Source organism: Nocardioides sp. TRM66260-LWL, from assembly GCF_020075545.1.
Classification (GTDB): Bacteria; Actinomycetota; Actinomycetes; order Propionibacteriales; family Nocardioidaceae; genus Nocardioides.
This window is the reverse complement of the sequence record NZ_JAIQZK010000001.1, coordinates 1,118,210-1,136,482: the sequence shown is the minus strand read 5'-3', so window position 1 is coordinate 1,136,482 and position 18,273 is coordinate 1,118,210. Positions and strand designations below refer to the sequence as shown.

Sequence of the window (18,273 nt, the reverse complement as noted above, 5' to 3'; positions counted from 1 at the left end):
GCTCAGCCTCCCGGGGCGAAGGCGTCCGCGTAGGACTGCCAGGTGGACAGGTCGGGGTAGGCGTCGCGGAACGCGTACGGGGCGTCCTGCGGGGCCGGCGCGCGGCGCGCGCCGCCGCCGACGGGCTTCGGCTGCGCGCCGCCGGTGAACGTCTTCTGCACCGAGGCGGTGACGGTCTTGCTGACCCAGCAGACCTCGATGCGCATGGCCAGCTCGGCCTGCCCGCTGAGGCTCACCGGATCGCTGTCGACGAGGGTCAGGCTGATCTCGAAGACCACGCTCACCGAGACCAGGCCGAGCACCTCCAGCGCACCGGACGTCCGGAAGAACGCGGTCAGGCTGAGCGGGCCGCTCTTCGGCAGCACCAGCACCACGCCGGCCGACACGGAGATCGCCCCGGCGGCGACGCCCAGGTCGATGCCGACGCCGCCGACCGCGGCCAGGGAGAGCTCGAGGCGGCTGACGTCGCCGCCGTCCAGCTCGATCGCGCAGTACCCGCCGCCGCCGAACGGCCCGTAGAGCACCTGGAAGGGGTTCTCGTGGCTCGCGAAGGAGAACCGCGCGCCGAGGCCGCCGGCGAAGAGCAGGTCGACGCCGAAGCCGAACCCCAGGCCGCTGAGCTGGAAGACCCCCACCTGGACGTCCGGGAGCGCGATGCTCTGGCTCACGTGGAGTCCCGACAGGTCGACGTCGACGTCGGGGTCGAACCCGCGGCGTGCGACCTCCCCGGCCTGGGCGGCCCGGGCGACCCGGGCTGTCCGGGCCGACCGGGCCAGCGCCGCGGACGTCGGCACCGCCCGGTAGGAGGTCGCCTTCGCCGAGCCCCCCGCGCCCCCGCCGTCGTCGGAGAGGAACGGCTTCAGCACGGCGGCGAGGTCCTGGACGAAGGCCAGCTGGCCGAGGAACTCCACGGTGCCCAGCACGAGCGTCAGGTCGAAGGGCGCGGCGGTGCTCGAGGTGACGTGCAGGTCGATGACCGGCAGGCGCACGACGCCCCCGAGCTCCAGGCGCGACTGCGTGAGCCGGGCGTCCACGCGGTGCTCGGGCGGCCTCTCCCCGCCCGCGGCGAGCGTGGCCGTGATCCGCAGGTCGCCGGGGTAGAGGCGCAGCGGTCCGACGGCCTTCGGCTTCAGGCTCGGGGTGAGCGTCGTCGTCACCGTCTGCCGCTGGTCGACGACCTCGGTGATCGCCTTGGGGAGCGCCGAGAGGTCGCCGCCGACGATGATCTCGGCCAGCGGGATGCGCCCGAAGAGCGTGAGCTTCTCGTAGACGTCGGCGGCGGTCGAGACGCCCTTGGCGACGGCGTCGAAGGCCTCCTCGGTGGCGGCGAGCACGGCGCCGACCTTGGTCGAGAGGCCCTGGTAGACCTGCGGCAGCGAGCCCAGTCCGCCGGTGAGGCTGCTCGGGCTCGCGGCTGCGACGGGCGCCGAGGGCCGCAGGTACACCCCGCCGGGGTTGGCCTCGTCCTTCACGTAGGCGCTGGGCCACACGTGCGTGGTCGGCTTCTGCGCGGCCGGCGTCGCGCCGCCGGCGCCGCCCTCGCTGCCGGCGGCCGCCGCGCTGAGGGCGCTGAGCGCGGGGACGATCGCGTCCAGGCTGGTGAGCACCGGGCGGAACGACGCCCGGGTCTTGATCGCCTGCTCCGTGGAGGTCAGCGGCACCGGCGTGACCCCGACCTGGGCGCCGGTGAGCGCCACCTGGGTCGCGCCGGGCACCGGCGGGGGCACGAGGGCGATCGCGCGCCCGCCCAGCGCGATGCCGGCGGCGTCCTGCTCCACCACGTCGGACCAGATCTCCGCCGGCCGTCCAGCCGCACCGAGCTGCGAGACGGGCAGGAAGGCGACCGTGGAGGTGAACGGCACCTCGGCGCCCTCCCAGTCGATCCCGACGAAGGGCAGTCGCAGCAGCCCGCCCTCGGCCAGCCGCAGCACGCCGCCGACGCTCTTCTCGCTGCCGCGCAGCGTCAGCTCGGGGCTGGTGCGCACCGTGCAGCGCACGGTGGCGAACGGGAGCCGCGAGCCGCGGGTCTTCCCGGCCGTCGTGCGCTTGGCCTTCAGCGAGGTGTCGACGACCGGCTCCGTCACGACGAGCGTGACGACCTTCTCCAGCACCGCCGTCGGGCGCGCGGCGGAGCCCGAGCCCCGCAGCCGCATCCGTCGCCAGGTCTCCTCGATCAGCACCGCGGGATGCCCCCACGGCAGCAGGAAGCCGGCGTTGACGGTCTTGACGTACTGGTCGCGGCCGAGGGTGGTGCGGTGGTCCCAGGTGGTCAGCGACCCGGTCTTCGGCACCGGCCACCGACCGTGCAGCTCCAGGATCGCGCCCAGCGAGGTCAGCAGCACCTGCGGTGCGCGCACCGGACCCCGGCCGCCGCCGGTCAGGTCGGTGTCGGCGAGGGCCACGATCGCCTTGCGGTCCGTCGCGTCGAGCGGCAGCTTGAGCGCGGTCGGGTACTGCGCGAGCACCCGCAGGGTCGGGTCGCCCTGGTCGGGGCGGGTCAGCCGGGTGTGCCACAGCTCGGTGACCGCCGTGGACTCGCCCGTGGCGTCGAGCAGGAGGCGGGGTGCGGGGTCGTGGCGCCAGGCGGTCTGGCCGACCGGACGCACGGACAGGCGGTACGGCGCCTCCAGCAGCGAGCCGTCCGCACCGCCCCAGCGCGCGTCCAGTCCCGACCACTCCAGCAGCCCGGCGACGTCGTAGCGCAGCCGGGTGCCGACGGGGGCCGTGAACACCAGGACGGCCGGCTGCCCCAGCTCGGCCTTGACCGCGGGGGTCGTCGCCGAGAGCGCGGTGGACCCGTGGGCGTACGCCTCCCCGAGCGCGGGGGCCGGCAGCACGAAGGCGAGGGTCGCGGGCTCGGGCCCGGACGCCTCCAGCTGGACGACGCCGTCGACCTCGGTCTCGACGAACCCGGTGCGCACGACGTCGAGGACCAGCTGGTCGGCGTCGCGACGCAGACGCTCGACGACGGCGCCCGACTCCCGCCGCAGGGCGCGGGCGTCGGCGCCGAGGGGGTCGGCCACCGCGGCGAGCAGGCGCCGGCCCGCGGGGTTCCCGCCGAGGGCGGCCGCGCTCAGCAGCACGCCGCCCGCGCCGAGGACGCCGCGGCGGGCCAGCGCGGCGGGCAGGTCGCCGCGCACGGCCGGAGCCGGCGGGCTGCCGGGGACCTCGTGCTGCTCGTCGAGCGTCATGCCGCGGACGCTAGGCAGGCGGCCTTGAGGAATCCTTGAAGTGGGCGCGGGAGCCGGCGCGCACCCGCAGGATCAGCGCCAGATCAGCGCCAGATCAGCGGGAGCTCACCGGAGATCAGCGGGAGATCAGCAGCACGGCACGGTCGTCGTCGCCCCGGGCCACCTGGCGGATGATCCGCCGGGCCGCGCCGTCGAAGCCGGCCCGGACGGCCTCGGCGGCGACCCCCTGGAGCCAGACGATGCCCGCCTCGATGTCCTGCCCGCGGCTCTCGACGACGCCGTCGGTGTAGAAGAGCAGCGCCTCGCCCGGCTCGAGCCGACCCTCGCTGCGCACCAGCTCGGCGTCCGGCTGCACGCCCAGGGCCAGGCCGCGGGCGGGGTCGACGAGCCAGGCGCGGTCCCGGGCGCACCAGCGCAGGACGGGCGGGTGCCCGGCGCTCAGCACGAGGTACTCCCCCGTGCTCAGCTCGAGCCGCACGTAGGCCGCGGTCGCGAACGACTCGTCGTCGGGGCGGCGCAGCAGGAAGTCGTTGGCGGCCTGCATGAGCGGCTCGGGCGGGAGGGCGCCGACCAGTCCGCCGAGCGCGCCGGCCAGCTGCAGGGCGTCCGCGCCGGCGGCGACGCCCTTGCCGACGACGTCGACCAGGATCACCTCGAGCACCTCGCCGCGGCGGTCGAGCGCGGCGGTCATGAAGTCGCCGGCGTAGCCGACGTCGTCGGCCGCGAGCATCGCCGACTGCGCGTGCCAGCCCGCCGGCAGCGGAGGGATGCGCCCCTGGTCGTGGAGCCGCTGGCGCAGGTCGGCGAGCATCGTCTCGCCGAGCGAGGTGGGCAGCCCGGTGCGCTGCCGTCGGGCGTGCTGCAGCACGAGCGCGCCGGCCACGACGAGCGCGACCATGCCGGCGACCCGCGCGGTGGTGACGTCGCCGTCGAGCACGCCGATGACGATCGCCCCGACCACCGTGTAGAAGGTCAGCACCACGAGGGGACGCGGCCGCAGCACCAGCAGGCCCACCAGCAGCCAGACCGTGTAGGTGCCGACCGGGAGGACGGCGTAGGCGGCGCGGGAGACGAGGAAGCAGATCGTGACCGCCGCGAGCATCAGCCCGAGGACGAGGCGCTGGCTGCTGCGCGTGCCGGTGCGCCAGCTCGCGGCGACCGCGCTCGGGCGCGCGCTCCAGCCGCGCGGACCCGGTGCGGGCCGCGCTGGTGGCCGCCGCGCACCGCTCATGCGCTGAAGGATAGGCGGCTCCTCCCTCCGGGGGATCGCGGTTCCCCACGACCGTCGGCGGCGATGCTTGAATGCGCCGGTGCAGTCCGACGGCCCGCCGACCGACCCGGCCCACCTCGACCGTCAGTTCGAGGACCTCCTGCAGGAGCTGCGGGTCGCCCAGACCGGGGCCCAGCTGCTCGCCGGCATCCTGGTCACGCTCCCCTTCCAGCCCGCCTTCGGGCGGCTCGACGGGTTCGAGCGCTCGATCTACCTGCTGCTCGTCGGGGCGGCGCTCCTCACGACGCTGGCCGTGCTGACGCCGATCGCGGTGCACCGCCGGCTCTCCGGCCGCCACCACAAGCAGGACGTCGTCCACACCGCGCGGCGGGCGCTGGACGTCGCGCTGGCCTGCCTGTGCGTGCTCGTGGCCGGCATCGCGACCCTCGTCGTCGACGTCGTCGTCGGTCGCCAGGCGGGCCTGGTCAGCGGCGCGGTGGTGGCCGCGCTCGCGCTGGTGGTGCTCGTCGTCACGCCGCGGAGGCTGGTCTGAGCCCCCGGCTCGCGTCGGGCGGGCGTCCCGCCGCGAGCGTCAGCGCCCACCGGTGCAACAGCCGCACCCTGCTCGAGCGCGCGCTCGCCCTGGGCGCGCCCTTCGTGGAGTTCGACCTGCAGCTGGAGGACGGCCGCGTCGTCGTCGCGCACGACGTCGGCGGCGCGGAGGACCTCGAGCCCGAGCAGGTGCTCCTCGCCCTGGCCGACGCAGGCGCCGGCGCGCACCTCGACCTCAAGTTCGGCACCGACGACGGCGCCCTCGAGATCGCCGCCGTGGCCCGGGCCGTCGAGCTGCTCGGGCTCGAGCGGCTGGTCGTCACGACCGGTCGCGAGGAGGTGCTCCGGGTGTTGCGCGGCTGGGCCGACGAGCGCGGGCTCGCGCTCCGCCTGGGGCTCTCCCTGGGCCAGGACGTGGCCGGGCGGCCGCTGCGCGAGCAGGTCGCGATCCGGTGGAGCGAGCTACGGCCCCGGAGCCGGCTCGAGGGCTGCGGCGCCGACGTCGTCGTCGCGCACTGGTCGCTGGCCCGGCTCGGCGTGGCCGGCTGGGCGCGCCGCCACGGCGTCCCGCTGGTCGTGTGGACCGTCGACGCCGACCGCGAGCTGCGGCACTGGCTGGCGCCCGGACGCGCCTGGCTGGTCACCACGAACCGTCCCGAGCGCGCGCTCGAGCTGAGCGCCGCCGCACGCAGGAGGCGCCGATGAGCCCCGACCCGACCCCGCAGGACCTCCCCGTGCCCGACGTCCTGGGCGACCCCTGGACCGCCGAGACGCTCCACCTCGACGACGGCGCGATCGCCACGCTCATCCGGCGCCCGGCGGCGGCCGGAGCACGTCCGGTCGGCGCGGTGCTGCTGGTGCACGGCTTCGCCGACTACGTCTTCCACGCCGAGCTCGGCGCCTGGTGGGCCGAGCGCGGCTACGAGGTGTACGGCCTCGACCTGCGCGGGTACGGCCGCTCGCTGCGGCCCGACCTGCTGCCGACCTTCGTCACCGACCTGGCCGAGCACTTCCCCGAGCTCGACGCCGCCTGGCTGCGCATCACCGAGCGGGACGGTCACCGGCGGGTGCTCGTCGCCGCGCACTCCACCGGCGGGCTCACCGTGCCGCTGTGGGTCGACGAGCGGGGCGCGGCGGCGCTGCCCGAGCTGGCGGGCCTCGTGCTCAACTCGCCCTGGCTGGACCTCCGCGGCAGCGCGCTGCTGCGCACCGTCGGCACCGCCGTGATCGACCGGCTCGGCGCGATGGCGCCGACCCGGGTGATCCCCCGCGAGGTCAACGGCGTGTACGGGCAGGTGCTGCACCGCGATCACGGTGGCGAGTGGGACTTCGACCTCGCCTGGAAGCCGATGGAGTCCTTCCCGGTGCGGGTGGGCTGGCTGCGCGCCGTGCGCCGCGGCCACGCCCGGCTGCACCGCGGTCTGGACGTCGCGGTGCCGGTGCTCGTGCTCTCCTCCGACCGCACGACCGCGCCGACCGAGGTCGACGAGGACGCGCGCAGCTCCGACGTCGTGCTCGACGTCGAGCAGATCCGTCGCTGGGCCACGGCGATCGGTCGTCACGTCACCTACGTCGCGGTGCCCGGGGCGGTGCACGACGTCGTCCTCTCGCGGCGGCCCGCCCGCGACCGGGTCTACGCCGAGATCGAGGCCTGGCACGACGCGCACGTCGAGCGGCTGCACCGCTCCTGATCGGACGGGGCAGACGCGCCGGACGCCTGCTCGCTAGGGTCCGCAGCATGAATCCTGTGACCGGCCTCTCACTCGGCCGCATCGCCATCGGCGCGTTCTCCCTGGCCCGTCCGCAGCAGGCCGCCACCCTCTTCGGGCTCGACCCGGTCGCCAACCCCCAGGCGCCGTACGTCATCCGCCTCTTCGCCTCCCGCGAGATCGCCCTCGGCACCGCGACGCTGGTCTCCCGCGGCCGGGGCCGGGCGGGGCTGCTGCTGCTCGGCGTGGGGGTCGACGGCGCCGACGCGGCCACCGGCTACCTCGGACCGCAGGAGGGCCAGGTTCCGCAGCGCGCCGGTCAGCTGCTCGCCGGTCCGGCGCTGTTCGCGGTGCTGACCGGTCTGCTCGGCCTCCGCGCGGAGGGTCGCCGGGCCCGCGAGGCGCGCGCCGAGGCGAAGGCGGGCGCCCTCGCGGCGTCGGGCGGTCGCAAGGCGCGGAAGGCGGCACGCACCGCCGCGAAGCGCGCCGCGCAGCAGAAGGCCGCCGGCAAGGCGGCCGCCAAGGCGTCGAAGGCGCTGGCCAAGGCCCGCTGAGCCGTCCGCCCGAGCCCGCCGGCCGTCGTCCGTGTTCCGCGGCGGCCGGCGAGCTCAGGTCACCAGGATCGACACGAACGCCGCGAGCCCCACCGCCACGACCGCCGCGCGCAGCAGCGGGGGCGGGAGCCGGCGTCCGACCGACGAGCCGAGCAGGCCGCCGACCGCGGAGCCGAGCGCCAGGAGCCCGGCCACCCGCCACTCGACGTCGGCGACGAGGGCGAAGAGGACGCCGGCCACGCCGTTGATCGCGGCCGCCAGCGCGTTCTTCATGGCGTTCACCCGCTGGAGGTCCGGGCTGTAGCCGACGCCGAGCACGCCGATCAGCATCACGCCCTGGGCGGCGCCGAAGTAGCCGCCGTACACGCCGGTGACGCCGATCGCCGGGCGCAGCCAGCGGGGCTCGCGCTCCCCCGTGCGGCGACCGCGACCGGCGACGCGGCGCGAGAGCGGAGGCCCCGCGGCCACCAGGACCACGCCCAGCAGCACCAGCGCGGGCACGACCGCCTCGAAGGCCGCGGGCGGCAGCGCGAGCAGCGTGACGGCGCCGACGAGCGAGCCGAGCGCCGCGATCGCGCCCCACCTCAGCACCCGGCCGCCCTGCCCGGCGAGCTCACGTCGATAGCCCCACGCGCCGACCGCCGAGCCGGGCACCAGGCCGATGTTGTTCGAGACGTTCGCGACCACCGGCGGGACGCCGAGCGAGAGCAGCACGGGGAAGGTCACCAGCGTCGCCGAGCCGACGAGGCTGTTCACGACGCCCGCGAAGACGCCCAGGGCGCCGACGATGCCGAGGTCGGTCGGCGTCACCGTGCGCGGGTGCGGCGCCGCGCCGACCAGCGGTCGTCGTCGCTGTGCGTGACGACGAGCGGCAGCCCGAACGTCGCGGCGAGGTTGACCTCGGTGAGCACGTCGGTGAGCAGGCCCGCGTCGACGACCCGGCCGCCGCGCAGCAGCAGGGCGTGGCTGAAGCCCGGGGGGATCTCCTCGAGGTGGTGCGAGACGAGCACCGTGGCCGGGGAGTCGGGATCGTGGGCCAGCACGCTCAGGGTCGAGACGAGGTCCTCGCGGCCGCCCAGGTCGAGGCCGGCGGCCGGCTCGTCGAGCAGGAGCAGCTCGGGGTCGGTCATCAGCGCCCGGGCGATCTGCACCCGCTTGCGCTCGCCCTCGCTGAGCGTGCCGAAGGTGCGCTCGGCGAGGTGCAGGACGCCGAGCTCGCGCAGCAGCGAGGTGGCGCGCTCGTGGTCGGCGTCGTCGTACTGCTCGCGCCAGCGGCCGGTGATGCCGTAGGAGGCCGAGACGACGACGTCGTGCACGCGCTCCGCGCGCGGCAGCCGCTCGGCGAGCGCGGCGCTGGTGACGCCGATGCGCGGACGCAGCTCGAAGACGTCGACGCGCCCGAGCGTCTCCTCGAGCAGGCCGGCGCGTCCGGAGGTCGGGTGCAGCTGGGCGGCGGCGAGCTGCAGCAGCGTGGTCTTGCCGGCGCCGTTGGGGCCGAGCACGACCCACCGCTCGTCCTCCTCGACCGTCCAGCTGACCCGGTCGAGCAGGAGGGCCTGTCCGCGGCGGAGGGTGACGTCCTCGAAGTCGATCACGGCGGCCATGGCCGTCACCCTAGCGAGTGCCGCTCAGGGTCCGGCGCGTACCGTCGGCGGGCGTGGAGCAGCCCCGTCCCGACCCCCGATCGCGCGCCGGCGCACGTCCGCGTCACGAGGCGGAGCCGGCGTCCCCGGGGTCGGGTCTGCCGGCCGCGCTGCGGCTCGCCTGGTGGGGCACGGCCTGGCTGCAGGGGCGGGTGTCCCTCGACGAGACGATCGACGCGGTGATCGGCGACCAGGCCACCCACACCCTCGTCGACGCCGACGGCACGCATCCCCTGGCCCTCGGCCTCGGACGCCTGCGGAGCGCCGGGGCGATGGCGCTCGGCGTCGCCTTCCCCGTCGAGGGCGACCCGGTCGGGCTGGGCGGCCCCGCGGCGTTCACCGCGGCGGCGCTCGAGGCCGGGGAGGCCGTCGTGGCCTGGGAGGCCGGGCTGGGCCTGGTGCCCGAGACGGTCGGCGCCGCCACCGCATGGGTGAGGTTCGAGGCGCGCCGCCGCCAGCTGCCCGACGTCGGGGAGGCCGACCGCGCGCTGCGCCGGGTGCTGCCCGAGACCGCCGACCGCCTCGCCGCGCTGGACGTCGCGCGATGGCGTCCGGAGGTCGCCGACGTGCTGCTCGACTTGCGCCACCGGGCACCGATCGCCGCGCCGGACGGCGTCCCGGCCCGGTGCGTCGACCTCGCCGCCCGGGCGCTGGTCGCCGAGGCGATCGTCGACCTGGCGCTCGAGGACGACGGCGGCGCCGTGTCGGCCTCCGAGATCGCCCTGCGCCGCGACGCCCTGCGTCCCCTGGCGTCCGCCGCCCGCCATGCCCTCGTCGCCGCGGGCTCCCCGGAGGTCTGGCCGCCGGCGTGATCCGGGCCGCCGAACGCAGGATTCCCCGGATATCCGGGGATTCCTGCATTCCGTGACGCGCACGGCACGCCGAGCGGCAGCCGGAGGTGCGCCACGCGTCACGGAGCGTCAGGCGGAGGTGATCAGCCCGCGGACGCGCGCCTCGCGGAGGGCCGGTCGACGGCGCCCAGCCGCTAGCCTCGGGCCCGATGAACCCCGACACGCTGCTCATCACGCTCACGGGCAAAGACCGGCCCGGCGTCACCTCGGCCGTCTTCGCCACCCTCGCCGAGGCCGGGGTGGAGGTCGTCGACCTCGAGCAGATCGTGCTGCGGGGCCGGCTGGTGCTCGGCGTGCTCGTCACCTCGCCGGCCACGGGCGCCGACCTCGACGCCCTCGGCGCCGCGGTGCAGGCGACGGCCGACGGGCTCGGCATGAGCGTGGAGATCGAGCGCGGCACCGGCGACAGCCACCGCCGGCCCGCCGGACGCGCGCACGTCACCGTCCTCGGCACGCCGCTGACCGCCGCGGCGATGGCGGCGCTGGCCCGGCGGATCGCCGAGACCGGCGCGAACATCGACCGCATCCAGCGCATGGCGCGCTATCCCGTCACCGCCATCGACCTGCACGTCTCCGGCGCCGCGCCCGAGGAGCTGCGCACCGCGCTCGCCGTCGAGGCCGCGCGGCAGGGCGTCGACGTCGCGGTGCAGCCGGCCAACCTCCTGCGTCGCGGCATGCGGCTGATCGTCATGGACGTCGACTCCACGCTCATCCAGGGCGAGGTGATCGAGATGATCGCCGCCCACGCGGGGTGCGAGGCCGAGGTCGCGGAGGTCACCGAGCGCGCCATGCGCGGCGAGCTCGACTTCGCCGAGTCGCTGCGCTCGCGCGTCGCCCTGCTCGAGGGCGTGCCCGTCGAGGCGTTGGACGAGGTGTACGGCCGCATCGTCGTCAACCCCGGGGCGCGGACGATGGTGCGCACCCTGCGCCGGCTCGGCTACCGGTTCGCCATCGTCTCCGGTGGCTTCACCCAGATCACCGATCGGCTCGCGGCCGAGCTCGGCATCCACTACGCCCGCGCCAACACCCTCGAGATCGTGGACGGCCGGCTCACCGGCCGGGTCGTCGGCGAGATCGTCGACCGTCCCGGCAAGGCCCGTGCGCTGCGCGAGATCGCCGCGGAGATCGGCGTCCCGCAGGCGGCGACGGTCGCGATCGGCGACGGCGCCAACGACCTCGACATGCTCGAGGCCGCAGGGCTCGGCATCGCCTACAACGCGCGACCGGTGGTGCGGGAGGCGGCCGACACCTCGGTGAACGTGCCCTACCTCGACACGATCATGTACCTGCTCGGCATCAGCCGCGAGGAGATCGAGCTGGCCGACGAGGAGGCCGGCTTCGTCACCCCGGCTCCCCCGCTGGCGCCGCTCCCCTGAGCGAGCCCCGCGTCAGCCCGCGGCGCGCGCCACGTGGTGCGCCACGAGCGTGGCGCACTGCTCCTCGACGTCGGTCCAGTCGCCCTCGAGGTCGAAGACCGTGACGGCCGCCGTCGGATAGCCGGTGGAGATGGCCGCGGAGGCGTCCTCGTCGCCGTCGCCGTCGTCGAGCAGCTGGACGAGGTAGGCCATCGTCGGGTTGTGGCCGACGACCATCAGGGTGCGCGCCTCGTCGGGAGTCTCGCGGATGAGGTCGAGCGCGGTCTCCGGCCCCGCCTCGTAGAGGGCGTCCTCGTAGGTCGCGTCGTCGCTCCAGCCGGCGGCCGCGGCCACGGACTCCCACGTCTGGCTGGTGCGCACGGCGGCCGAGACGAGCGCGTGGTCGGGCTCGACGCCCTGCTCGACCAGCCAGCGCCCGGTCGCCTCGGCGTCGGCGACGCCGCGCGCGCTGAGCTCGCGGACGAAGTCGGAGGCCCCGGCCTGCTCGGCCTTGGCGTGGCGCATCACCACCAGCCGGCGGCGCACCGTGCTCCGGCCACGCGTCGGGACGGCCTCGTCGCTCATCTCGCTCACGCGGGAATGGTGACAGGCACCCCCGCACCCGTCGACCGCCCCCTCCCCGCAGGCGGCGTCAGGACGCGAGCCGCGTCACGCGCCCATCGCGTGGAAGCCGCCGTCGACGTGGACGATCTCGCCGGACGTGGCCGGGAACAGATCGCTCAGCAGCGCGCACACCGCGCGGGCGGTCGGCTCCTGGTCGGTGTTGTCCCAGCCCAGCGGGGCACGGGTGGCCCAGAGCTCCTCGAGGTCGGAGAAGCCGGGGATCGCCTTCGCCGCCAGCGTGCGCAGCGGGCCGGCGCTGACCAGGTTGACCCGGATGCCCTCGGGGCCGAGGTCGCGGGCGAGGTAACGCGCGCACGACTCGAGCCCGGCCTTCGCCACGCCCATCCAGTCGTAGGCCGGCCAGGCGACCGTGGCGTCGAAGGTGAGCCCCACGATCGAGCCGCCCTCGCCCATCAGCGGCCGGCAGGCGGCGGCGAGGGACTTCAGCGAGTAGGCCGACACCTGGACGGCCTGCGCGACGTCGTCCCACGGCCCGTCGAGGAAGCGGCCGCCGAGCAGCGTCTCGGGGTTGCCGTAGGCGATCGAGTGGACGACGCCGTCGAGCCGGGCGTCCTCGCCCAGGTGCTCGCGGACCAGCGCCGGCAGGCGCTCGAGGTGCGCCGGATCGGTGACGTCGAGCTCCAGCACCGGCGGCTCGGCGGGGAGACGCTTGGCGATGCGCCGGGTGATGCCCAGGGCCCGGCCGAAGTTGGAGATGAGGACCGTGGCCCCCTGCTCCTGGGCGAAGCGGGCGGTGGCGAAGCCGATGGAGGTGTCCATCGTGACGCCGGCGACGAGGATGCGCTTGCCCTCGAGGATTCCCATGGTGACGTGCTCCTGACGTGTCGGTGGGGTGTCGGTGGGGTCGGGCGCGGGCCCGCGGTGGTCTGGTTCGGAGGGTGCGGACGGGCCGTCAGTGGCCCATGCCGAGGCCGCCGTCGACCGGGATCACCGCGCCGGTGACGTAGGCGGCTCCCGGCCCCGCCAGCCAGACGACCGCCGCGGCGACCTCGTCGGGCGAGGCGTAGCGCTGCAGCGGCACGGAGGCGCGGATCTGCTCGCGCTGCGCCTCGGGCAGCACGGCCGTCATGTCGGTCTCGACGAAGCCCGGGGCGACGACGTTGGCGGTGATGCCGCGCGAGCCGAGCTCGCGGGCCACCGAACGGGCGAGCCCGACCAGCCCGGCCTTGGACGCGGCGTAGTTGGCCTGGCCCGCGGAGCCGAGCAGCCCGACGACCGAGGAGACGAGCACGATGCGGCCCCGCTTAAGCCGGAGCATGCCCTTCGCGGCCCGCTTGGTCAGCCGGTAGGAGCCGGTGAGGTTCGTCTCGAGGACGCGCGACCAGTCGTCCTCGCTCATCCGCAGGAGCAGGGTGTCGGCGGTGACGCCGGCGTTCGCGACGAGCACCTCGACGGGCCCGTGGGCGGCCTCGACGTCCGCGAACGCGGCGTCGACGGCGGCGGGATCGGTGACGTCGCAGCGCACGTCGAGCGCTCCCTCGGGCGCGCCGCCGCTGCGGGTGGTGACCGCGACCAGGTCGCCCTGGGCGAGGAACGCCTCGGCGATGGCCCGGCCGATGCCGCGGTTGCCTCCGGTGACGAGCACGGAGCGGGGGGCGGTGGCGGACGCGACGGCGGGCTGCTGACTCACGCGTCCCGACCGTAGTGATTACCGCCAGGTACGCCTAAGCGCCCGGGACGACGCGTGCCGCGCCCCCGGATCGGGGACGCGGCACGGGTCGTGAGGGAGGCGCGACGGAGTCGGGACGGTCAGTCGTCCTCGAGCCGGAAGCCGATCTTCATGCCGACCTGGAAGTGCTCGACGCCGCCGTCCTTGATGTGACCGCGCACCTGGGTGACCTCGAACCAGTCGAGGTGACGCAGGGTGCGGGAGGCGCGCTCGACGCCGTTGCGGATGGCCTCCTCGATGCCGTCGGGCGAGGTGCCCACGATCTCGGTGATGCGGTACGTGCGGTTGGACATCGGTGGCCTCTCGGGGGCGGGACGGGACGGGCCGATCCTAGTGGTGCGCACGTACGCTGGAGAGGTGGCCAAGTCTCGTACCCCAGCAGCCGAGCCCATCCGCATCACCACGGTGGGCGGCAACCGCTCCGACGACATCGCGACCCGGCAGAAGCGCTACCTGCTCAGCATGAGCCTGCGCTCGCTGTGCTTCGTGGGCGCGGTGATCGCCGGCCTCGCGGGCATCGGCTGGCTCTGGCCGATCCTGATCGCCGGCGCGATCATCCTCCCCTACTTCGCCGTCGTGCTGGCGAACGTGTCGACCCAGCGCACCGACTCCTTCGAGCTGCGCCGGACGATCGACCACCGCGAGCTCGGTGGCTGAGCAGCCCGTCCCCGGCCGCGCGCCGTTGGAGCCCTCCGCCACGGGGCCCGACGTCTGCTCGGCCAAGGGGTGCGTGGAGCCCGCGACGTCCGCGCTGCAGTGGAACAACCCGCGGCTCCACACGCCCGACCGGCGCAAGACCTGGCTGGCCTGCGAGGAGCACCGGACGTCGCTGTCGTCGTTCCTGTCCTCCCGCGGCTTCCTCAAGGACGTCGTGCCGTTCCCCGAGGCCGCGCCCGGCGCCTGAGGCGCCGGGACTCCGCTCAGCCGCCGATCGCCGACATCGGCCGGTCGGGCTGCAGGAAGGTCGGGTCGTCGATGCCGTGGCCGGCGGCCTTGCCGCGCATGGCGGTGACCCAGCGGTCGGCCAGCTCGGCGTCGTCGGCCCCGGCGCGCATCGCGGTGCGCAGGTCGGACTCCTCCCGCGCGAACAGGCAGGTGCGCACCTGCCCGTCGGCGGTGAGCCGCACGCGGTCGCAGTCGCCGCAGAACGGTCGGGTGACCGAGGCGATGACGCCGACGGTGGCCGGCCCGCCGTCGACCAGCCAGCGCTCGGCCGGGGCGCTGCCCCGCGGCTCGACGGCGGGCGTCAGCGTGTGGGTGCGACCCAGCCGCTCGAGGATCTCCTCGGCGGTGATCATCGTCGAGCGCGACCACCCGTGCTGGGCGTCCAGCGGCATCTGCTCGATGAACCGCAGCTCGTAGGAGCGCTCGAGGCACCAGTCGAGCAGCTCGCCGGCCTGGTCGTCGTTGACGTCGCGCAGCAGCACGGCGTTGACCTTCACCGGCGTCATGCCGGCCTCCGCCGCAGCCTCCAGGCCGGCCACGACGTCGTGGAGGCGGTCGCGGCGGGTGATCTCGGCGAACGTCTCCGCTCGGACGGTGTCGAGGCTGACGTTGACCCGGTCGAGGCCCGCGGCGGCGAGCGAGGCCGCGGTGCGGGCCAGGCCGAGGCCGTTCGTGGTGAGGGAGAGCTCCAGCGGACGGCCCAGGCGCTCCCCGGCCTCGCGGGTGCGGGCGACGATGTCGACCAGGCCGCGACGCACCAGCGGCTCGCCGCCGGTGAAGCGCACCTCGTCGACGCCGAGGCGCTCCACGGCCACGGTGATCAGCCGGACGACCTCGTCGTCGGTGAGCGTGACGTCGTCGGGCAGCCAGTCGAGGCCCTCGGCCGGCATGCAGTAGGTGCAGCGCAGGTTGCATCGGTCGGTCAGGGAGACCCGCAGGTCGGTGGCGACGCGCCCGAAGCGGTCCTCGAGCCGGAAGGGGGTCATGCGACGAGCCTACGGGTGCCTCCCTGCCGGCCGGACGTCTCGGGTCCCCCGGCTAGCCTGGAGCGGTGGGTTCGCTCCGCTTCCTGATCAGCCGACGCTGGGCGCTCTTCGCCGTCGCGGTCGTGCTCATCGCCTACGCCACGTGGTGGCTCGGCGAGTGGCAGTTCGGCCGCCTGGCCGACCGCAAGGAGAACAACGCGATCGTCCGCACCAACGAGGCGCTCGCGCCCACGCCGGTGCAGGACGTCCTCGCTCCGGGACGTCCGGTGGCCAAGGCCGACGAGTGGCGCGTCGTCTCCGCGCGCGGCACCTACGACGCCGCCCGGACGATCGTCGTGCGCTACCGCACCCGCGACGGCGCGTCGGGCGTCGACCTGCTGGTGCCGCTGGTCACCGCCGACGGCACGACGCTGCTGGTCGATCGGGGCTGGCTGCCCACCGACAACGCGGGCGGCCCGCTGCCCCCGAACGCGCCGCAGCCGCCGACCGGCGAGGTCGAGGTGCAGGGCTACGTCCGCGCCGACGGCAGCGGCGACTCCACGACCGTCGACGCCAACTCGGTGCGCGCGGTCTCGAGCACCGCCATCGCCGCGGCCCAGCAGCGCACCGTCTACGGCGGCTGGGTCGAGCTGCGCTCCGAGGACGGCCGGCCGGCCGAGGGCCTCCGGTCCGTCGAGCTGCCCGAGCTCGACAACGGCCCGCACTTCTTCTACGGCCTGCAGTGGTGGTTCTTCGGCGTCCTGGCCGTGTTCGGCTTCTTCTACCTGCTCTACGACGAGTGGCGCCGGGGCCCCCGGGGCACCCGCAGCCGCGCCGGCGGCGCCGACGGCGCTGACGTCGCCGGGCAGGACGCCGTGGCCGCGACCGGCGACCCGCTCGCCCAGCGGCTGGCCGGGCCGTTCGGCGGTCGTCCGCCGAAGGCCAAGAAGCCGCGCCAGACCAACCACCCGTACGCCCGGATGCGGGCCGAGGCCGAGGCACGCGCCGCGGCCGAGGAGGCCGCGCGCCGCGAGGCGGAGCGTCAGGCGGCCGACCGCTCCGGCTGAGCCGGGGGCTGCGGCTCAGCCGGCCGTGCTGAACTGCGTGCGGTGGAGGTCGGCGTAGAGCCCACCGGCGGCGAGCAGCTCCTCGTGCGTGCCGCGCTGGACGATGCGGCCGCCGTCGAGCACGAGGATCTGGTCGGCGTGGCGCACGGTCGAGAGCCGGTGGGCGATGACCAGCGACGTGCGTCCCTCCAGCGCCGCGTCGAGCGCCCGCTGCACCGCCGCCTCGGACTCGGAGTCGAGGTGGGCGGTGGCCTCGTCGAGCACGACGATCGGCGGCGCCTTGAGCAGGAGCCGGGCGATCGCGAGCCGCTGGCGCTCGCCGCCGGAGAGCCGGTAGCCGCGGTCGCCGACGACGGTGTCGAGGCGGTCGGGCAGGCTCTCGACGAGATCGGCGACCTGGGCGGCGCGCAGGGCGTCCCACAGCTGCTCGTCGGTGGCGCCGGGCCGCGCGTAGCGCAGGTTGGCGCCGATCGTGTCGTGGAACAGGTGGGCGTCCTGGGTGACGTAGCCGACGGCGTCCTCGAGCGAGTCGAGCGCCAGGTCGCGCACATCGACGCCCCCGACCCGCACGACGCCGTCGGAGACGTCGTAGAGGCGCGAGACCAGGTGGGTGATGGTCGACTTGCCGGCGCCCGAGGGGCCGACGAGCGCCACCAGCTGACCGGGCTCGGCGCGGAAGGAGACCTCGCGCAGCACCTCGGTGCGCTCCCGGACGCCCTCGGGGCGCGCCACGGCCTCCAGCGAGGCCAGCGAGACCTCGTCGGCCCGGGGGTAGGCGAAGCGCACGGCGTCGAACTCCAGGCCCACCGAGCCGTCGGCGCCGATCGGCACCGCGCGGGCTCCGGGTCGCTCGACGATCAGCGAGGGCAGGTCGAGCACCTCGAAGACGCGCTCGAAGCTGACCAGCGCGGTCATGACGTCGACCCGCACGTTCGAGAGACCCTGCAAGGGGCCGAGCAGGCGCAGCAGCAGGGTCGCGAGCGCGAGCAGCGTGCCGACGCTCAGCGCCCCGGAGACCGCGAGCTGGCCGCCGACGCCGTACACGAGCGCGGTGGCGAGCGCGGGCACCAGCAGCATGGCCGCGCCGAAGATCCGGGTCGTCAGCGCGATGCGCACGCCGAGGTCGCGGACGCGGGCGGCCTTGCCGGCGAAGAGCGCGTCCTCCTCGGGGCGCCGTCCGAAGAGCTTGAGCAGCATGGCGCCGCCGACGTTGAACCGCTCGGTCATCACCGTGCCCATCTCGGCGTTGCCGTCCATCTGGGCGCGGGTCAGGCCCACCAGTCGGGCCGACACGTAGCGCGAGGCGAGCACCAGGATCGGGAAGACGGCCAGGCACAGGAGCGTGACCTGCCAGCTCAGCGCCACCATCGTGACGCCGACGACCACCGCGGCGATCGCGTTGGAGACCACGCTGCCGAGGGTGGCGGTGAAGGCGCGCTGGGCGCCGATGACGTCGTTGTTGAGCCGGCTGACCAGCGCGCCGGTCTGGGTGCGGGTGAAGAACGCGAGCGACTGCCGCTGCACGTGCCCGAAGACCCGGGTGCGCAGGTCGAAGATGAGGCCCTCGCCGATGCGCGAGGACAGCCAGCCCGAGAGCACGCTCAGCACCGCGGTGACGACCGCGAACAGGCCCATGGCCAGCGCCAGCCAGGTGATGACGCCGCGGTCGCCGGCCAGGATGCCGTCGTCGACGACGTGGCGGATGAGCAGCGGGGTGACGACCACGGTGCCCGCGTCGATGATCGTGACCGCGAGGAAGGCCGCGATCAGCCGTCGGTGCGGGCGGGCGAACGACAGCACGCGCCGGACCGTGTCGCGGCCGAGCCGGTGCTCGGCGACGCTCCGGTCGGTGCGCAGCGTCCGCCACGCGTGCGCGGCTCCCATCATCCCTGACATCGCTGCCTCCTGAGCTCGCTG

At 75.3% G+C, this 18,273-nt stretch carries 19 protein-coding genes; 9 read left to right on the top strand and 10 right to left on the bottom strand.

Annotated elements, in window-relative coordinates; translation table 11 throughout:
• Positions 1 to 2 precede the first annotated feature (2 nt).
• Both K8Z61_RS05455 and K8Z61_RS05450 read right to left on the bottom strand, forming a co-directional pair.
• Positions 3 to 3,191, bottom strand: a complete 3,189-nt coding sequence (locus K8Z61_RS05455) for a hypothetical protein (protein WP_224127237.1) — start codon at positions 3,189 to 3,191, stop codon at positions 3 to 5.
• A gap of 115 nt (positions 3,192 to 3,306) precedes the next feature.
• Positions 3,307 to 4,422 (bottom strand): PP2C family protein-serine/threonine phosphatase, encoded by a 1,116-nt coding sequence (locus tag K8Z61_RS05450; RefSeq protein WP_224127235.1) that lies wholly within the window; start codon positions 4,420 to 4,422, stop codon positions 3,307 to 3,309.
• Between the two features lie 79 nt (positions 4,423 to 4,501).
• On the opposite strand from K8Z61_RS05450, the gene K8Z61_RS05445 reads away from it, so the two are divergent.
• The 4 genes from K8Z61_RS05445 (at position 4,502) to K8Z61_RS05430 (ending at position 7,216) form a co-directional block, all read left to right on the top strand.
• Positions 4,502 to 4,954 carry a DUF6328 family protein gene (locus tag K8Z61_RS05445; protein ID WP_224127233.1) on the top strand — a complete coding sequence of 151 codons (453 nt, stop codon included), beginning with the start codon at positions 4,502 to 4,504 and terminating at the stop codon, positions 4,952 to 4,954.
• Positions 4,955 to 5,058: 104 nt separating this feature from the next.
• On the top strand, positions 5,059 to 5,658 hold the full coding sequence (locus K8Z61_RS05440) for a hypothetical protein (RefSeq protein WP_224127231.1): 600 nt from the start codon (positions 5,059 to 5,061) through the stop codon (positions 5,656 to 5,658).
• Positions 5,655 to 6,644 (top strand): alpha/beta hydrolase, encoded by a 990-nt coding sequence (locus tag K8Z61_RS05435; RefSeq protein ID WP_224127229.1) that lies wholly within the window; start codon positions 5,655 to 5,657, stop codon positions 6,642 to 6,644. Before K8Z61_RS05440 ends, K8Z61_RS05435 begins: the two co-directional genes overlap by 4 nt.
• Before the next feature lie 47 nt (positions 6,645 to 6,691).
• Positions 6,692 to 7,216 (top strand): DUF4267 domain-containing protein, encoded by a 525-nt coding sequence (locus K8Z61_RS05430; RefSeq protein ID WP_224127228.1) that lies wholly within the window; start codon positions 6,692 to 6,694, stop codon positions 7,214 to 7,216.
• Positions 7,217 to 7,270: 54 nt separating this feature from the next.
• Here the strand turns inward: K8Z61_RS05430 and K8Z61_RS05425 are convergent, their stop codons facing one another.
• Entirely contained in the window at positions 7,271 to 8,026 is a 756-nt protein-coding gene (locus tag K8Z61_RS05425) for a sulfite exporter TauE/SafE family protein (protein ID WP_224127227.1), read from the bottom strand.
• Positions 8,023 to 8,820 (bottom strand): ABC transporter ATP-binding protein, encoded by a 798-nt coding sequence (locus K8Z61_RS05420; protein WP_224127226.1) that lies wholly within the window; start codon positions 8,818 to 8,820, stop codon positions 8,023 to 8,025. Before K8Z61_RS05420 ends, K8Z61_RS05425 begins: the two co-directional genes overlap by 4 nt.
• 53 nt (positions 8,821 to 8,873) lie before the next feature.
• On the opposite strand from K8Z61_RS05420, the gene K8Z61_RS05415 reads away from it, so the two are divergent.
• Both K8Z61_RS05415 and serB read left to right on the top strand, forming a co-directional pair.
• Complete coding sequence (locus tag K8Z61_RS05415; RefSeq protein ID WP_224127224.1) at positions 8,874 to 9,671, top strand: hypothetical protein; 798 nt, start codon at positions 8,874 to 8,876, stop codon at positions 9,669 to 9,671.
• Positions 9,672 to 9,859: 188 nt separating this feature from the next.
• A complete protein-coding gene (gene serB / locus K8Z61_RS05410) occupies positions 9,860 to 11,086 on the top strand; it encodes a phosphoserine phosphatase SerB (protein ID WP_224127222.1) in 1,227 nt (408 codons plus the stop codon).
• Between the two features lie 12 nt (positions 11,087 to 11,098).
• On the opposite strand, the gene K8Z61_RS05405 is transcribed toward serB, so the two are convergent.
• From K8Z61_RS05405 to K8Z61_RS05390, 4 genes are all read right to left on the bottom strand, one after another.
• Positions 11,099 to 11,650 (bottom strand): histidine phosphatase family protein, encoded by a 552-nt coding sequence (locus K8Z61_RS05405; RefSeq protein ID WP_224127621.1) that lies wholly within the window; start codon positions 11,648 to 11,650, stop codon positions 11,099 to 11,101.
• A gap of 84 nt (positions 11,651 to 11,734) precedes the next feature.
• Positions 11,735 to 12,514 carry an enoyl-ACP reductase FabI gene (gene fabI / locus K8Z61_RS05400; protein WP_224127220.1) on the bottom strand — a complete coding sequence of 260 codons (780 nt, stop codon included), beginning with the start codon at positions 12,512 to 12,514 and terminating at the stop codon, positions 11,735 to 11,737.
• A gap of 88 nt (positions 12,515 to 12,602) precedes the next feature.
• Positions 12,603 to 13,340, bottom strand: a complete 738-nt coding sequence (gene fabG, locus K8Z61_RS05395; protein ID WP_224127218.1) for a 3-oxoacyl-ACP reductase FabG — start codon at positions 13,338 to 13,340, stop codon at positions 12,603 to 12,605.
• Positions 13,341 to 13,459: 119 nt separating this feature from the next.
• Entirely contained in the window at positions 13,460 to 13,672 is a 213-nt protein-coding gene (locus tag K8Z61_RS05390) for a dodecin (protein ID WP_224127216.1), read from the bottom strand.
• Positions 13,673 to 13,736: 64 nt separating this feature from the next.
• Here K8Z61_RS05390 and K8Z61_RS05385 point away from each other — a divergent pair, with 64 nt between their 5' ends.
• Both K8Z61_RS05385 and K8Z61_RS05380 read left to right on the top strand, forming a co-directional pair.
• Positions 13,737 to 14,036: a DUF3099 domain-containing protein gene (locus tag K8Z61_RS05385; RefSeq protein ID WP_224127214.1), complete on the top strand. Its 300-nt coding sequence runs from the start codon at positions 13,737 to 13,739 to the stop codon at positions 14,034 to 14,036.
• A complete protein-coding gene (locus K8Z61_RS05380; RefSeq protein ID WP_224127212.1) occupies positions 14,029 to 14,283 on the top strand; it encodes a hypothetical protein in 255 nt (84 codons plus the stop codon). Before K8Z61_RS05385 ends, K8Z61_RS05380 begins: the two co-directional genes overlap by 8 nt.
• Before the next feature lie 16 nt (positions 14,284 to 14,299).
• On the opposite strand, the gene moaA is transcribed toward K8Z61_RS05380, so the two are convergent.
• On the bottom strand, positions 14,300 to 15,310 hold the full coding sequence (moaA, locus tag K8Z61_RS05375) for a GTP 3',8-cyclase MoaA (protein ID WP_224127210.1): 1,011 nt from the start codon (positions 15,308 to 15,310) through the stop codon (positions 14,300 to 14,302).
• Positions 15,311 to 15,375: 65 nt separating this feature from the next.
• Between moaA and K8Z61_RS05370 the strand changes: the two genes are divergently transcribed.
• Positions 15,376 to 16,356 carry an SURF1 family protein gene (locus tag K8Z61_RS05370; protein WP_224127209.1) on the top strand — a complete coding sequence of 327 codons (981 nt, stop codon included), beginning with the start codon at positions 15,376 to 15,378 and terminating at the stop codon, positions 16,354 to 16,356.
• A 15-nt stretch (positions 16,357 to 16,371) separates the two neighbouring features.
• Here the strand turns inward: K8Z61_RS05370 and K8Z61_RS05365 are convergent, their stop codons facing one another.
• The gene (locus tag K8Z61_RS05365) at positions 16,372 to 18,252 is read right to left on the bottom strand and encodes an ABC transporter ATP-binding protein (RefSeq protein WP_224127208.1); all 1,881 of its coding nucleotides are present in this window, start codon (positions 18,250 to 18,252) and stop codon (positions 16,372 to 16,374) included.
• Positions 18,253 to 18,273: the final 21 nt, after the last annotated feature.

Bases quoted from the DNA above. Each gene is read 5' to 3' on its own strand.
- K8Z61_RS05455 (WP_224127237.1), bottom strand. From the start codon at position 3,191: ATGACGCTCGACGAGCAGCACGAGGTCCCCGGCAGCCCGCCGGCTCCG.
- K8Z61_RS05450 (WP_224127235.1), bottom strand. From the start codon at position 4,422: ATGAGCGGTGCGCGGCGGCCACCAGCGCGGCCCGCACCGGGTCCGCGC.
- K8Z61_RS05435 (WP_224127229.1), top strand. From the start codon at position 5,655: ATGAGCCCCGACCCGACCCCGCAGGACCTCCCCGTGCCCGACGTCCTG.
- K8Z61_RS05430 (WP_224127228.1), top strand. From the start codon at position 6,692: ATGAATCCTGTGACCGGCCTCTCACTCGGCCGCATCGCCATCGGCGCG.
- K8Z61_RS05420 (WP_224127226.1), bottom strand. From the start codon at position 8,820: ATGGCCGCCGTGATCGACTTCGAGGACGTCACCCTCCGCCGCGGACAG.
- serB (WP_224127222.1), top strand. From the start codon at position 9,860: ATGAACCCCGACACGCTGCTCATCACGCTCACGGGCAAAGACCGGCCC.
- K8Z61_RS05405 (WP_224127621.1), bottom strand. From the start codon at position 11,650: ATGAGCGACGAGGCCGTCCCGACGCGTGGCCGGAGCACGGTGCGCCGC.
- fabI (WP_224127220.1), bottom strand. From the start codon at position 12,514: ATGGGAATCCTCGAGGGCAAGCGCATCCTCGTCGCCGGCGTCACGATG.
- K8Z61_RS05390 (WP_224127216.1), bottom strand. From the start codon at position 13,672: ATGTCCAACCGCACGTACCGCATCACCGAGATCGTGGGCACCTCGCCC.
- moaA (WP_224127210.1), bottom strand. From the start codon at position 15,310: ATGACCCCCTTCCGGCTCGAGGACCGCTTCGGGCGCGTCGCCACCGAC.
- K8Z61_RS05365 (WP_224127208.1), bottom strand. From the start codon at position 18,252: ATGTCAGGGATGATGGGAGCCGCGCACGCGTGGCGGACGCTGCGCACC.